Origin of the sequence: Arthrobacter castelli DSM 16402, assembly GCF_000430705.1 — a bacterium.
Classification (GTDB): domain Bacteria; phylum Actinomycetota; class Actinomycetes; order Actinomycetales; family Micrococcaceae; genus Arthrobacter_C; species Arthrobacter_C castelli.
This window is the reverse complement of the sequence record NZ_AUMN01000014.1, coordinates 18352-32343: the sequence shown is the minus strand read 5'-3', so window position 1 is coordinate 32343 and position 13992 is coordinate 18352. Positions and strand designations below refer to the sequence as shown.

General features: G+C 64.9%; 13 protein-coding genes and 1 riboswitch. Of the genes, 9 read left to right on the top strand and 4 right to left on the bottom strand.

Going from position 1 to position 13992, the window contains the following annotated elements:
* The first annotated feature begins 7 nt into the window (after positions 1 to 7).
* On the top strand, positions 8 to 781 hold the full coding sequence (locus H535_RS0115105) for a CPBP family intramembrane glutamic endopeptidase (RefSeq protein ID WP_051299404.1): 774 nt from the start codon (positions 8 to 10) through the stop codon (positions 779 to 781).
* 164 nt (positions 782 to 945) lie between these two features.
* Here H535_RS0115105 and H535_RS25820 read toward each other — a convergent pair whose 3' ends face one another.
* Both H535_RS25820 and H535_RS0115095 read right to left on the bottom strand, forming a co-directional pair.
* Positions 946 to 1818: an immunoglobulin domain-containing protein gene (locus H535_RS25820; protein ID WP_155838715.1), complete on the bottom strand. Its 873-nt coding sequence runs from the start codon at positions 1816 to 1818 to the stop codon at positions 946 to 948.
* Between the two features lie 362 nt (positions 1819 to 2180).
* Positions 2181 to 2822, bottom strand: a complete 642-nt coding sequence (locus H535_RS0115095; RefSeq protein ID WP_026820207.1) for a VOC family protein — start codon at positions 2820 to 2822, stop codon at positions 2181 to 2183.
* A 334-nt stretch (positions 2823 to 3156) separates the two neighbouring features.
* Positions 3157 to 3276, top strand: a riboswitch (SAM riboswitch).
* 62 nt (positions 3277 to 3338) lie between these two features.
* Between H535_RS0115095 and H535_RS0115085 the strand changes: the two genes are divergently transcribed.
* Entirely contained in the window at positions 3339 to 4655 is a 1317-nt protein-coding gene (locus tag H535_RS0115085; protein ID WP_026820206.1) for a bifunctional o-acetylhomoserine/o-acetylserine sulfhydrylase, read from the top strand.
* Between the two features lie 14 nt (positions 4656 to 4669).
* Entirely contained in the window at positions 4670 to 5791 is a 1122-nt protein-coding gene (gene metX / locus H535_RS0115080; RefSeq protein WP_035769876.1) for a homoserine O-acetyltransferase MetX, read from the top strand.
* 89 nt (positions 5792 to 5880) lie between these two features.
* Here metX and H535_RS0115075 read toward each other — a convergent pair whose 3' ends face one another.
* Positions 5881 to 6807 (bottom strand): SGNH/GDSL hydrolase family protein, encoded by a 927-nt coding sequence (locus H535_RS0115075; protein WP_245580336.1) that lies wholly within the window; start codon positions 6805 to 6807, stop codon positions 5881 to 5883.
* Between the two features lie 170 nt (positions 6808 to 6977).
* On the opposite strand from H535_RS0115075, the gene H535_RS0115070 reads away from it, so the two are divergent.
* Positions 6978 to 7646, top strand: a complete 669-nt coding sequence (locus tag H535_RS0115070) for an alpha/beta hydrolase (RefSeq protein WP_026820203.1) — start codon at positions 6978 to 6980, stop codon at positions 7644 to 7646.
* A 41-nt stretch (positions 7647 to 7687) separates the two neighbouring features.
* Here H535_RS0115070 and H535_RS25815 read toward each other — a convergent pair whose 3' ends face one another.
* Positions 7688 to 7912, bottom strand: a complete 225-nt coding sequence (locus tag H535_RS25815) for an RNA-binding S4 domain-containing protein (protein WP_035769849.1) — start codon at positions 7910 to 7912, stop codon at positions 7688 to 7690.
* A gap of 31 nt (positions 7913 to 7943) precedes the next feature.
* On the opposite strand from H535_RS25815, the gene H535_RS0115060 reads away from it, so the two are divergent.
* The 5 genes from H535_RS0115060 to H535_RS25810 all read left to right on the top strand — a co-directional run bounded on the left by H535_RS0115060 (position 7944) and on the right by H535_RS25810 (position 13931).
* Positions 7944 to 8951 (top strand): DMT family transporter, encoded by a 1008-nt coding sequence (locus tag H535_RS0115060; protein WP_026820202.1) that lies wholly within the window; start codon positions 7944 to 7946, stop codon positions 8949 to 8951.
* Between the two features lie 118 nt (positions 8952 to 9069).
* Positions 9070 to 10458 (top strand): glycine--tRNA ligase, encoded by a 1389-nt coding sequence (locus H535_RS0115055; RefSeq protein WP_026820201.1) that lies wholly within the window; start codon positions 9070 to 9072, stop codon positions 10456 to 10458.
* Between the two features lie 63 nt (positions 10459 to 10521).
* Positions 10522 to 11430, top strand: a complete 909-nt coding sequence (locus tag H535_RS0115050; RefSeq protein ID WP_026820200.1) for a GNAT family N-acetyltransferase — start codon at positions 10522 to 10524, stop codon at positions 11428 to 11430.
* 31 nt (positions 11431 to 11461) lie between these two features.
* Complete coding sequence (gene dusB / locus H535_RS0115045) at positions 11462 to 12643, top strand: tRNA dihydrouridine synthase DusB (protein WP_026820199.1); 1182 nt, start codon at positions 11462 to 11464, stop codon at positions 12641 to 12643.
* A complete protein-coding gene (locus H535_RS25810; protein ID WP_081416719.1) occupies positions 12588 to 13931 on the top strand; it encodes a deoxyguanosinetriphosphate triphosphohydrolase in 1344 nt (447 codons plus the stop codon). Before dusB ends, H535_RS25810 begins: the two co-directional genes overlap by 56 nt.
* Positions 13932 to 13992 lie beyond the last annotated feature (61 nt).

The window sequence follows — 13992 nt, the reverse complement described above, 5'->3', positions numbered from 1 at the left end:
GGAGAGCATGCCGTCACAGACCGTTCCATCCACCGAACCGGCCGGCCGCCGTCGTCTGTTGTTCGAAGTGCTGATTGTGCTCGGACTCTCGCTCGGGCAATCGGCGGTTTACGCCGTCGTCAATCTGCTGGACAAGCTCACCCAGGCGCCCCTGGGACAGCAGACCACGACGATGAACCCGACCTTGAACGAGCGGCCGTACTTCGACCTGGCCTTCCAGCTGCTGGACATCCTGTTTGCGCTGGTACCGGTGGCCCTGGTGCTGTTCCTGCTCACCGGACCCGGGCGGTCCGCGTTCGCCGCCATCGGGTTCACGTTCAGCCGGCCGGTCCGCGATTTCCTGTTCGGATTCGGGCTCGCGGTGGTGATCGGCGTCGGGACCATTGGTGTCTACGCCGCGGGCCGGGCGCTGGGAATCACCACGGCGATCGTGCCGGCTGCCCTCGACGAGTACTGGTGGAGTATTCCGGTGTTGATCCTCTCGGCGCTGCGGCACGCCATTGTCGAGGAAGTCATTGTCGTGGCGTACCTGTTCAACCGGTTCGCGAAATTCGGGTGGAGCACCGTGACCAGCATTGTGGTCAGCTCCCTGCTGCGCGGCAGTTACCACCTGTACCAAGGGTTCGGCCCGTTCCTTGGGAATTTCATGATGGGCCTGATCTTCGGGTACTTCTACACCAGGTACGGCCGCGTGATGCCCCTGGTGATTGCCCACGCGCTGCTCGACATCGGCGCGTTCGTCGGTTTCACCATCTTCGGCGAAGCCCTCGGACTGGCGTGAGGGGCATGATCTCCTTACCACCGACCCTCGCCCATCACCCACCGACCACCACCACGGTCCACGGTCTACGGTCTACGACCACCGTCCACGAAAAAGCTCCGCTTTGGGACATTTGACCGGCGGCGCCGCCGGCACAATGTCCCAAAGCGGAGCAGGAATCAGCGTCAACGAGTTAGGGTCACATCCCAGATGTTCCGGTGCGGATCGGGAGTGAGTCCCGCTTTCCGTAACTTCCGGGCCAACCCCATAGCCGGCTCTGCTCCGGACTGCCAGATGTCCGTCCAGAGCCATCTGGCCATTCCACGGCCAGTGGCACGCATGGCATCTTCACGGTTCTTCTCCGCTTCGAGTGCGTCCTGCGGCAATTTCCCCTTGAGGTACTTGTTTCGTGAGTACTTTACGGTCCCGTCGTATTCTCCGAGGACGCGCCCGTCTTCCCAATAGAAGTCGCTTCTGCCGATGACCCGCCCGTCTGAATCCACGACACGATACTGAAGTACTGGTTGTGGGAAGCCCATCAAGTACATATAGGCTCGGCTGACTGATTCACCAGGTGACGCCGAGCGCGGGTCGGCAAATTGGATAACCCGCCGGGCACGTTCGAACTTCGCCTTGGAACCAAGGCGATCTGCTACGGCGAGAAGGGCACTTTTCGGGATAGCAGGTAGGCCGTGCTGCTTATCAGGACGCAGGACATGATCCGCCGCCGCAACCGACTGTTCGAATGGCGCGCTGACAGCCAGATCGACGACGGTCTGGGCACGGGAAGTCAGCCGGTACCCGTCGTGCGACTGCAGGGCGTCCAGTCCCAGGTCGGGATGGCTGCGAACACCACCGCGCCGCCGTGGATGGGCTCCATCAATGACCAGAACATGAATGTCGTTGTATGTACCAAAGAAGGGGATACCCCAGAGCGCCGCTGCGGACTGGAGCGCAAAGACCCGTATATTTGCGGAGTTTCGGCTGAACGCCTCGATTCTAAGCGGGTATTGCTCCCACCACTCCAGAGCGATCCACTCTTCGGCAGGGATGTACACCCCGGACTGGACACGATACAGGTGTCCCTTTTCGGCCCGCCGCGCCAATAAACGTCGGTCCATACCCGCTCGCTCTGCGTGGCGGACGAAAATCAGGGAAGAAGCAGCCATGGAGCAATACTGCTATGGGAAGAACGACGTCGGCGCACTCGGGGCGCTGAATGTGGATGGTTTGACCGAAAGATGCCCCTGTGGAGGCCTGGACGGAACAGGATCCGATGAAAAGACTCCGCTTTGGGATATTTTACCGTCGGCGCCGCCGGTCAAATGTCCCAAAGCGGAGCAGAACCGAGTTTCGGGGCGAGCGGTGGTTTCGGGCGGCGCGGTTCCCGAGGGCGGCCCCCGCGCCGGCGGCAGGGGTCTTAGAGGTCCACGACCTTGCCGTCGGCGGTCTCGAATCGCACGGACATGATGCCGGGTGTGCCGTTCGGGGCCATCCAATCAACCTGCACGTCGTCGAGCGGGTCCTCCACGCAGGTACCCAGCCATTCCGTGACGCGTTCGGCGGAGCCGGCAATGGTCAGCCCGGTGAGCTTCACGTCGTTGCTCCGCGCATTCGACGGGTGCAGGTCCGTGTCGCCGTCCCACTTGAGCATGTAGGGGACCTGCGGATCAGCGATGAGGCCTTTGATTCCGATCTGGCGCCAGATTAATTCGCGTCCGTCGGGGAATTTGCGGTTGCCCGGGACGGATTCACGGCCGAGCCGCTTTTCGAAGGGAGCCAGGTCCTCCACGGCCACGCACCAGCCCATCCAGCCGCCGCCGGCTTCCGATCGGGCACGAACAGCCTGGCCAAAGGGGGCCTTGTCCGACGCCGGATGATCGAGCACCTCGACAACCTCGGCATAGTGCCGGTCAGTCAGGGGAAAGATCATATTCCTGGTGCCGAAACGGGGATGGACGCCGCCCTTGACGGCCTCGATACCGAGGGCTTCGGCGACTTTGTCTGCCGTAGCGGCGAGTCCATCGGGTCCACAAGCGTATGAGATGTGATCCAAGCGCATACGCTCATCTTTGCACTTTGTGAGATGTGTCTCGACTAAGGCTTGCCTAAGCACGGCCGGCGTGCTCGCTTGTTCGCGCCCGGCGGCCGTGTCCTGGCTGTCATCGTCTGGCTTTGCCCGGCGACCGCGGCCCGGGTCCGGGCTTGCTCGCACTCGGCGTGCCCGGCGCCCGGGTCCCTGGTTTATCCGTGCTATGTGTCAATTTGCGTCATACAGGTTGCCTTCCGGCCAAAGATTTCCGACACTTGAATCAGGTCATGAGTGTCAGCAGAGGACGCCTGGCCCGCTTCGCGAGCGTGGATCACCGTGTGGATTACAGCGTGGACCAGCGCGTGGACGAGGCGGATGGCGGACTCATTGCCCCGGCTTGCTGACCGGCAACCCTCCAACCGCGGTGGGGTGCCCCGGGTGAGGACCAGGCATTCAGCCACGAGGCTGGGTGCAAGCGCGGGTCGTATCTCGTGCTGGATCGCGCGTTCCGGCACGGCTATGGGCCCCGGAACCTAGGAGCCTGTAATGAGTAATAACTGGTCATTCGAAACCCGTCAGATCCACGCCGGACAGCAGCCTGACAGCACCACCGGAGCGCGTGCGCTGCCGATCTACCAGACGACGTCGTTCGTCTTCGACGATGCGCAGCAAGCCGCCGACCGGTTCGCCCTGGCCGAGTTGGGGCCGATCTACAGCCGCATTGGCAATCCCACCTCCGAGCCGGTCGAAGCCCGGGTCGCAGACCTTGAGGGCGGCGTCGGCGGGCTGCTGCTCGCTTCCGGGCAGGCCGCCACCACGTATGCCATCCTCAATGTCGCCGAGTCCGGCGATCACGTGGTCGCCAGCCCCAACCTGTATGGCGGCACGTACAACCTGCTGCAGCATACCCTGCGCAAGCTCGGCGTGGACGTCAGCTTCGTGGCGGACCCGGATGACTTGCAGCAGTGGCGCGACGCCGTCCGCCCCAATACCAAGGCCTTCTTCTCCGAATCGGTCTCCAACCCCCGCCAGGATGTGCTCGACATCGAGAGCGTCAGCGAGGTGGCCCACGACGCCGGCGTGCCGTTGATCATCGACAACACGCTGGCGACGCCGTACCTGATCCGCCCGCTGGAGTGGGGCGCGGACGTCGTCGTCCATTCCGCCACCAAGTACCTGGGCGGGCATGGAAACGCGATCGCCGGCGTGATCGTCGACGGCGGCAAGTTCGACTACACGAAGGATCCGGACAAGTTCCCCGGCTTCAACACCCCGGACCCGACGTACAACGGTCTGGTGTTCGGCCGGGACCTGGGCGAAGGCGGAGCGCTCGGCGCCAACATGTCGTATATCCTCAAGGCCCGGGTGCAGTTGCTCCGCGACCTCGGGTCGGCAGTCGCCCCGCTGAACGCATTCCTGATCGCCCAGGGACTTGAGACACTGAGCCTGCGGATCGAGCGCCACGTGGAAAACGGGCAGAAGGTCGCCGAATGGTTGGAACGCAGGGACGACGTCGAATCGGTCGCCTACGCGGGCCTGCCCTCGAGCCGCTGGTACGAGCGCGGGCGAACCTACAGCCCGAAGGGCATTCCTGCCATCATCGGTTTCGATATCAAAGGCGGCGTCGAGGCCGGCAAGCGGTTTGTGGACAGCCTGGAACTGCACTCGCACGTGGCCAACATTGGTGATGTGCGGTCGCTGGTGATCCACCCGGCGTCGACCACTCACAGCCAGCTGAACGAAGAGGAACAGGCCGCCTCCGGCGTCACTCCCGGGCTGGTCCGCCTCTCGGTCGGGCTGGAGAACGTCGAGGACATCATTGCCGACCTCGACGCCGGATTCCGGGCGGCCAAAGCCCAGTGAGTTCCCCGTCCCAACTGCGCAGCCGGAAGACTGCGCAGCCCGATAACGTCGGGTCGGCATGGCCGGACGGCGTACTGCAGCGCCTTCCGGTGGGAACGCTGCAGCTCGAGTCGGGTGCCGAACTGCCCGGCGTCGTCCTCGGTTACGAGACGTGGGGGACGCTGAACGAGGACGCATCCAACGCCGTGCTGGTGCTGCATGCCCTCACCGGAAGCGCCCACGTGAGCCGGGGTTCGTCGAACGAAGACGGCTGGTGGGAGCCCCTGGTGGGGCCCGGCCGTGCCATTGACACGGATGAGATGTTCGTCGTCGCGCCCAATATCATTGGCGGCTGCTACGGCACCACGGGGCCGTCCAGTCCGGCTCCGGACGGCGCGCCCTGGGGTTCGCGGTTTCCGCATGTGACAGTGCGGGATTCCGTCTCCGCCGAGGTTCATCTGGCCGATGCGCTGGGTATCGGGGCCTGGCATACCGTCGTCGGCGGTTCCATGGGAGGCGCCCGCGCCCTGGAGTGGGCTGCCATGCACCCTGACCGCGTCAGCCGGTGCATCTGTGTTGCGGGCTGTGCGGCCAGCACGGCCGAGCAAATCGCTTTCGCCCAGGCGCAGATCCTGGCGATCCGGCAGGATCCCAACTTCGCCGGTGGAGACTATTACGACGGCGTCGCACCGGCGGCCGGTCTCGGGCTGGCACGCCGGATCGCTCACATCACCTATCGCAGCGAGCCCGATCTTGGTGCCCGGTTCGGACGGCTGCCGCAGGATACAGAGGAACCGCTGCCGCAGGGCGACGGCGGGCGCGGACGGTACCAGGTCGAAAGCTACCTGGATTATCAGGCGGGCAAGCTGGCCGGACGGTTCGACGCCAACAGTTACATCGTGGTCACGGAGGCGCTGACCAGCCATGACCTGACTCGTGGGCGCGGTTCCATTGCGGATATCTTCGCCGGAACCGGCATCGAGTTTGTCATTGCCGCGGTTTCTTCCGACCGGTTGTATTTCCCGGCCGAATCCGAGCGGCTGGTCACCGAACTGCCGCCGGATGTGCCCGTGCGGCTGGAAATGATCGACTCGCCCTTTGGCCACGATGCGTTCCTGATTGAGGCAGCGCAGTTGTCCGACATCGTCCGCTGCTGAGCCACGGAACAGCTGCCGCCGTCCAGTGCGCCGGCGGCCGACGCCGTCCAGGTTGCTGGCAGCGGCGACGCCGTCAGGTGCCGCCGGCCTCAGTTGGAGCCGGGAGGCATTCCGCTGCCGAAGATCGGCCCTGCCTGCGGGCGCTTGGGCTGCACGCCGTCGCCGGAGGACTGATGCCGGATCCGCCGGATGACCCACGGCAGGAAGAATTCCCTGGCCCAGACCAAGTCCTCGGCCCGGGCAGCGCGCCAGTTCTTCGGCGGCAGCGGTTTGGGCCTCTGGGGATGAAGGGAGTGGACGACGGCAAGCGAGTCGAGCGCCATAATGGCAATAGTGTGATGGCCCAGCGGCGAGAAATGCAACCGGTCCCCGGCCCACATCTGCGGATCGGCCAGTTCCCGCAGCGCCCACATGTCGGCAATCACTGCGTCATGGCGGGTGGCGATCGTGCGGATATTCTCGTTGTAGATTGCCGTCTTGCCGCGCACCGCACTGAGCACTCCGGGGCTGCCGACGTCGGGCCCGGTGAACAGCACCACCGTCGCTCCCTCGCTGCTCAGGCGGCCGACGGCACCATCGAGCTTCTCGGCCAGCGCGTCGGGATCTGAGCTGGGCCGGAGGATGTCGTTGCCCCCGGCCGAAATAGTAACCAGATCGGGTTTGAGCTCCAGCGCCGGTTCGATCTGCTCGTCGATAATCTGTTGCAGCACCCGCCCTCTGATGGCGAGGTTCGCATAGGCGAAATCCTGATGGCCCCGGCTGAGCTCCTCGGCAATGCGGTCGGCCCACCCGCGGTGGCCTCCGGGGCTTTGTTCGTCAGGATCGCCGATCCCCTCGGTGAAGGAGTCGCCCACTGCGACATAGCGGCGCCAGGGGTGCGACCTCGACTCGTTCAATTCACCTTCCGCGCTGATATCGCTCCATGCATCCTGCGGGGGAGCGGTGCCACTGTCGAACATCAGTTCCTGCTCCGCGGTCGACGACGGATGGTTGGTTGAATCCTGGTCGGTAGCCATGGGGTCCTTCATATAGGGGTTACTCAAGCAATATTGCACTGGTGGCGCGACTTACGCCAACGTAACCAGGCGGCCGGCGTCCGCCGGACTGAGAAGGCGTTGCCGTCATCACCTGTATCGTCCACAGCCGCATTCGCAGCTGCGGCTCGTGCGGTGTCAAGATGGAACACATGACAGAACAGACTGTAGATGCCCCGACCGTGCTGTGGTCCAGGCCCGAAAGCGAGCGTGCCGGAACGCCGTTGCTGGTGATGTTGCACGGATATGGTTCCCACGAGCACGACCTGTTCGGCATTGTGGATTCGCTTCCGTCCGCTTTCACCGTCGCGTCCCTGCGGGCGCCGGAGCCCGCAGGTCCGGGGTTCGCCTGGTTCGGTCTGCGCACTGATATGTCCTTCTCGCTCGACGCCGTGAAAGACACCACGCGCGAGGTGGCCGAATGGATCGACAGCGTCCGTGAGCAGCACAGCAGCGTGACGTTATTCGGCTTCTCCCAGGGAATGTGCGTGGCAACCAGCCTGATACGGCACCGCCCCGCCGACTATGCGGCCGTCGTCGCGCTGTCCGGTTTCGTGGCCCGGGCCGAAGGCGAAGACAACGCCGATGGGTTCTTCGCCGATGATCAGCTGGCTGCCCGGAAGCTGCCGCTGTTCTGGGGCCGGGACCAGGAGGATCCGGTCATCCCCGCGGAGGCTGTCGAATACAGCAACGCATGGCTGCGCGAAAACACCAACCTGACCAAGGTGCTCTACTCGAACATGGGCCACGGCATTTTGCCCCAGGAATTGGCGCATGTGACCGAATTCCTCCGCTTCACAGTGCTGCCCAAGCCGGGCTAAGCACAGCCGGGGGCATCAGCGACGGAAAAGCGCCGGGACAATCAGCCGGGAATGAGCCGGGCCGTGCCGTGAGGGGTGGTGACGCTGTCGCCGTCGTGCAGCTGCCGGCCACGGCGGACTTCGAGTTCCCCATTGACGGTGACGAGTGAATCCTCGATGAGCTCCTTTGCGCCGGCTCCGTCCTCGGCGAGGTTGGCCAGCTTCAACAATTGGCCCAGGCGGATGGTGCCTTGCACGGGCACCTCTATGACGTCATCGGAATTCATGGCTCCATTCTGCCTGACTTAGGGTGGATGGGTGTCCGGACCCCGTCATATTCCACTTCCGCTTGGCCTGCCCCTGATGCTGCTGGGCGGCGCCATGCTGCCGCTGCAGGGCAGGGTCAACGGCGCCCTGGCGATACGGATCGACGACTCCCTGACGACATCGCTGATCAGCTTCTACACCGGGCTTGCCGTGATGATGTTGATCACCGTGCTGCTGCCGGCCGGTCGGGCCGGGTTTGCCCAAATCGTGCCGACACTGCGCGAACGACGTGTTCCCCGATGGTACCTGCTGGCTGGTATCAGCGGCGGGTATTTCGTGCTGATGCAGGCCGGAACCATTGCCCTGCTCGGCGTCGCCGTGTTCACGGTGGCTGTGGTGGCCGGTCAGTCGTTGAGCAGCCTGCTGGTGGACCGGATCGGTCTGGGTCCCGGTGGACGACGGCGGGTGACCGTCCCGCGCCTCGGTGGCGCCTTGCTGACGCTGGCCTCCGTGGCGATAGCGTTGTCTCCGCGGTTCGGGGGCAGCACTGACGGCGCGGCACTGATCCTGCTGGTGCTGCTGCCATTGCTGGCCGGGTTGCTCTCCAGCGCCCAGCACGCGATGAATGGCGCGGCCGCGGTGGCGTACGGAACGCCGATCACGGCCACCACACTGAATTTCCTGCTCGGCGCCGCGGTGCTGACCATCATTTGGGTCGGCCGCTGGGTGATGGTGGGCGGCACGCTCGAGTTGCCCGCCGAATGGTGGTATTACCTCGGCGGGCCGCTGGGGGCGATCTTTGTCGGGATGACCACGTTGCTGGTGCGCACTATGGGCATCCTGCTGACCAGCCTGGGGATGATTGCCGGACAGCTGTTGGGATCGCTGGCCTTGGACATCTTCGTACCGACTCCCGGAACGGTAATTGCTCCGGCCACGGTGGTGGGCACCGTGCTGACCCTGGCCGCCGTCGTCCTGGCCACCCTGCCGTGGAGGCAACCGCTCTATGCCGCCCCGGCCGTGAAACGGTCCACCACCGGCAGCGGCCCCGGCCGGTAGAGTAGAATTGAGAGCTTCGTGGGGCGTCGGCGCCCCACCTGACCTGCGACGTGCCATTCCACTGACCGCATCCAGCGGCCCAGTTGTGAGAAAAAGAAAGTGACGGCGGTAATTGCCCATGGCTTCCACAGCTTCCAAACTCGACTCGATCATCTCGCTGGCCAAGCGCCGCGGATTCGTCTTCCAGGCCGGAGAAATCTACGGCGGTTCGAGGTCGGCTTGGGACTATGGGCCACTCGGCGCCGAGCTGAAGGAAAACATCAAGCGCCAGTGGTGGCGTTCACTGGTGCAGGGCCGCGAGGACATGGTCGGCCTGGATTCCTCGATCATCCTGCCGCGGCCGGTCTGGGAAGCGTCCGGGCACGTCGAGACCTTCAAGGACCCGCTGGTGGAATGCCTGGCCTGCCACCACCGCGCACGCCACGACCACCTGGTCGAGGCCTTCGAAGCGAAAAAGGGCCGGGCACCGGAGGGCGGGATGAAGGAAATCCCGTGCCCCAACTGCGGCAACCGCGGTGAATGGACCGAGCCGCAGAACTTTTCCGGGCTGCTCAAAACCTTCCTCGGCCCGGTCGACAACGAGGAAGGCCTGCATTACCTGAGGCCGGAGACGGCGCAAGGCATCTTCGTCAACTTCAACAACGTGCTGACCACCTCGAGGAAGAAGCCGCCGTTCGGCATCGGGCAGATGGGCAAGGCCTTCCGGAACGAGATCACCCCGGGCAATTTCATCTTCCGCACCCGCGAGTTCGAGCAGATGGAAATCGAATTCTTCACCGCTCCGGCCGAGGCTGACGAATGGTTCAACACCTGGGTGGAGATCTGCTGGGACTGGTTCACCGATCTGGGGGTCAACCCGGACAACATGCGCAAATTCGATGTGCCTGAAGACGAGCGGGCGCATTACTCTGCCGGTACCATCGACCTCGAGTACCGCTTCGCTTTCCAAGGCAGCGAGTGGGGCGAGCTGATGGGCGTGGCCAACCGCACCGACTACGATCTCGGGGTGCACAGCCGGGACTCGGGCACCGAATTGGCCTACTTCGATCCGCAGACCAACGAACGGTACATCCCGTATGTGATTGAACCGTCGTTCGGTCTGACCCGGGCCATGATGGCGTTTTTGATCGACGCCTACACCGAGGACGAGGCCCCGAACACCAAGGGTGGAGTGGACAAGCGCACCGTGCTGAAGCTGGACCGCCGGCTGGCCCCGATCAAGGCCGCGGTGCTTCCCTTGAGCCGGAACGAGAAGCTCTCGCCGCAGGCGAAGGAACTGGCAGCGAAGCTGCGCAAGCACTGGAATATTGAATTCGACGACGCCGGCGCCATCGGCCGCCGCTACCGCCGCCAGGATGAGATCGGCACCCCCTTCTGCATCACCGTTGATTTTGACACCCTCGACGACGACGCCGTCACCGTCCGGGAGCGGGATTCCATGAGCCAGGAACGCATCGGGCTGGACGCCATCGAAGGCTATCTGGCCGGCCGGCTGCTCGGGGCGTAAGCGCCGGCTGAACACTGGCTTGAACACCAGGTTGAAGACCAGGGCGAACACCAAGGAGGACCAATGGCCGAGCTGACGTACCGACCGTGGAAGGATGCCGACGGCGTGGCGCTCAATGACATGTGGGGCGACGCCGAACACGCCGCTGCAGCAGGCCGGGACCTCTTCCGGGAGGCCACCGACGCGCCGTTTTCCCGAACGATCGTCGCCGAGGACCAGACGGTTCCGGTCGCGGCCGGCGTCGTGGCCGAGGCCTCGGTGCACCCTCAGCGGCTGTGGGCCTACATCGAGGTGGCGAAGGATCACCGGAACCACGGGGTGGCCGCCACGCTGCTGGCGATGCTGCGGCAGGAAGCCGCCGCGGCGGACACCAGCACGAACCGGCTGCGGGCCAAGGTGGGCCCGGGGACGGCCGGCGAAGCCTTCGCCGCGTCTGCGGGGCTTGGCGCCATCCAACGCTCGAGGATCGTGCGGGTCTCACCCGGTTCGCTGGGCGTTGGGGACCTGGCCGAGGACGAGAGCCGGAAGGTCGAAGACCTGGCCACCGGGTCGGTGGAGCTGACCCGGGCGTTGTGGGACTTCTACCGGGACGTTCACCAATGGGATCCGCCGGCCGAGATCGGGATCGGCAAGGTCAACCAACTGTTCCTCGGCCATGACGCCGGCGCCCATGGCGCCGTGGTGCTGCGCGCCGAAGGCAGCATTCTGGCGTTTGCCATCAGCTATACCCAGCCACAAGAGGATCCGGAGGCCGCACAGCCGCCGGCGGATGTGCTGCTGGGTTATGACACCTCCTCGCCCGCGTCCGCGTCTGGTGACGGCGTCCGCCAGCTACTGGCCCTGCTGACCCACCAGTACCCGGTCGAGGTGGAGGTCGATGACTCGATGGAGGTGCTGTGCCAGGTCCTCGATCCGCTGATTGCCTCCGGCGCGGCCGAAGTCGTCAGTGAGACGAACATCGTCAGCGAATAGCCTTGACACCATTCTTTGAGACAATGAAGCAGTGACAGCAACGATTGAAGAGACCGCGCCACCACGATTAAGTCTTCCTGCCCTGCAGCTGGGGCCTCTGACCGTTGACACCCCGGTGGTGCTCGCGCCGATGGCCGGGATCACCAATACCGCCTTCCGCCGGCTCTGCCGCGAGTACGGCGGTGGTCTCTACGTGTCCGAAATGGTCACCTCCCGTGCCTTGGTGGAGCGCAGCAGGGAATCCATGCGGATTATCTCCCACGACGCCGATGAGAAGGTCCGCTCGGTGCAGTTGTACGGGGTGGAACCGGTCACGGTCGGCCACGCCGTGCGGATGCTGGTCGAGGAAAACCACGCTGACCACATTGACTTGAACTTCGGCTGCCCCGTTCCGAAGGTCACTAAGAAGGGCGGCGGGGCGGCGCTGCCCTGGAAACTGGACCTGTTCACCTCGATCGTGCAGACGGCAGTTCGCGAAGCGTCCCGAGGCGATATCCCGCTCACCATCAAGATGCGCAAAGGGATCGACGAGGACCACCTCACGTTCCTCGAAGCCGGAAGGATCGCCCGCGACGCCGGTGTGGCCGCCGTTGCGTTGCACGGGCGCACCGCCTCCCAGTTCTACTCCGGCAAGGCCGATTGGCACGCCATTGCCGAACTGCGCGAGGCGCTGCCTGATATCCCGGTGCTGGGCAATGGCGACATCTGGTCTGCCGAAGACGCTATGAGGATGGTGTCCGAAACGGGTGTCGACGGCGTCGTCGTTGGCCGCGGCTGCCAGGGCCGGCCGTGGCTGTTCGGCGACCTGATGGCCGCATTCGAGGGCCGGAATGAACGGCACCGCCCCAACCTGGGTGAAGTAGCAGCCAGCGTCTACCGGCACGCCGAATTGCTGGTTGACACCTTCGGCGAGGAACTCAAGGCGATGCGCGACATCCGCAAGCACATGGCCTGGTATTTCAAGGGATACGTGGTCGGCGGGGACCTGCGGGCCAAGCTCGCCATGGTGTCCTCGCTGGCTGAGTTGCGCGAATTGCTTGACCAGCTGGATCCTCAAGGGCCCTATCCGGGTGCCGACGCCGAAGGGCCCCGCGGGCGTGCCGGCTCCCCGAAGCAGGCGGTCGTGCCTCAGGGGTGGCTGGAGCAGCGCACGCTCAATGCCGACCACCAGGCAGACATCGCCGCAGCCGAGCTGGACGTCTCCGGTGGTTGAGCTCAATGACGGGCTGCGGGTACCGGCAAGCGTGGTCGGCACGGCGTATCAGGAATCCGACCAGCAACGGTGGGTGGACGAACCGGCCAAGAGCACGTACCGGACCCATTTTGAACGTGACCGGGCGCGGGTGCTGCATTCATCCGCGCTGCGCCGGCTGGGCGCCAAGACCCAGGTCGTTGCCCCGGGAACCGATGACTTCGTCCGCACCCGCCTGACCCACAGCCTGGAAGTCGCCCAGATCGGCAGGGAGCTGGGGCGGGCACTGGGGTGCGATCCCGACGTCGTCGACGCCGCCTGCCTGGCCCACGATCTGGGCCACCCGCCCTTTGGGCACAATGGCGAGGCCGCGCTCAACGACCTGGCCCACGACGTCGGCGGTTTTGAAGGCAACGCCCAGACCTTGCGGCTGCTCACCCGGCTGGAGCCGAAAATCATCGGCCCCGACTCGGTGTCGGCGGGATTGAACCTGACCCGGGCCAGCCTGGACGCGGCCTGCAAATACCCATGGTCCGCCGCCGACGCGCCGGTGATCCACGGACACCGCACCAGCAAGTTCGGTGCCTACGAAGACGACCTGCCGGTCTTCGCCTGGTTGCGGCAGGATACGCCGGAAGGACACTCCTGCATCGAGGCGCAGGCGATGGACCTGGCCGACGACATCTCCTACTCCGTCCACGACGTGGAGGACGCCATCGTGGCCGGGCATCTGACGCCGTCACTGCTGGCCGACCGCTACGAACGGGCCCGGGTGATCAACTACACGCAGCAGTGGTACCTGCCGCACAGCGAACCGGCGGCCGTCGACGAGGCGCTCGCCCGGCTGGAGGCAACTCCGGTGTGGGTTGCTGAATTCGATGGCAGCCGTGCCTCGCTGGCGGCGCTGAAGGACATGACCAGCCAGCTCATTGGCCGGTTCTGCACCAGCGCCTTGGACACCACCCGGAAGATCTTCGGCCCGGACCCGCTGACCCGCTACGCGGCCGACATAGTGGTGCCGGAGGAAACCGTGATGGAGATTGCCGTGATGAAGGGGCTGGCGACCACGTTCGTGATGACCAGCGACCACCGGCGTCCGGTGTATGAGGCGCAACGGCAGATCCTCACCGAATTGGTGAAGGTGCTCGACGCCACCGGAGACCAGCATTTGGAGCCGACATTCGCGGGGGACTGGCAGGGCGCCGACGACGACGCGGCCCGGCTCAGGGTGGTCATCGACCAGGTGGCTTCGCTGACGGATGTGTCGGCGACTCAATGGCACGCGGAACTCGCCGACGGGACTGCCTGAGCCAATGGCACCAACGTGCTGCCGCTTATATCCGCGGCACCCGCAGGTCAGGCCGGGGCCT

Coding starts and splice junctions, on each gene's coding strand:
- H535_RS0115105 (WP_051299404.1), top strand. CDS start 8: ATGCCGTCACAGACCGTTCCATCCACCGAACCGGCCGGCCGCCGTCGT.
- H535_RS0115095 (WP_026820207.1), bottom strand. CDS start 2,822: ATGCGCTTGGATCACATCTCATACGCTTGTGGACCCGATGGACTCGCC.
- H535_RS0115085 (WP_026820206.1), top strand. CDS start 3,339: ATGAGTAATAACTGGTCATTCGAAACCCGTCAGATCCACGCCGGACAG.
- H535_RS0115075 (WP_245580336.1), bottom strand. CDS start 6,807: ATGGCTACCGACCAGGATTCAACCAACCATCCGTCGTCGACCGCGGAG.
- H535_RS0115070 (WP_026820203.1), top strand. CDS start 6,978: ATGACAGAACAGACTGTAGATGCCCCGACCGTGCTGTGGTCCAGGCCC.
- H535_RS25815 (WP_035769849.1), bottom strand. CDS start 7,912: ATGAATTCCGATGACGTCATAGAGGTGCCCGTGCAAGGCACCATCCGC.
- H535_RS0115055 (WP_026820201.1), top strand. CDS start 9,070: ATGGCTTCCACAGCTTCCAAACTCGACTCGATCATCTCGCTGGCCAAG.
- H535_RS0115050 (WP_026820200.1), top strand. CDS start 10,522: ATGGCCGAGCTGACGTACCGACCGTGGAAGGATGCCGACGGCGTGGCG.
- H535_RS25810 (WP_081416719.1), top strand. CDS start 12,588: ATGCCGACCACCAGGCAGACATCGCCGCAGCCGAGCTGGACGTCTCCG.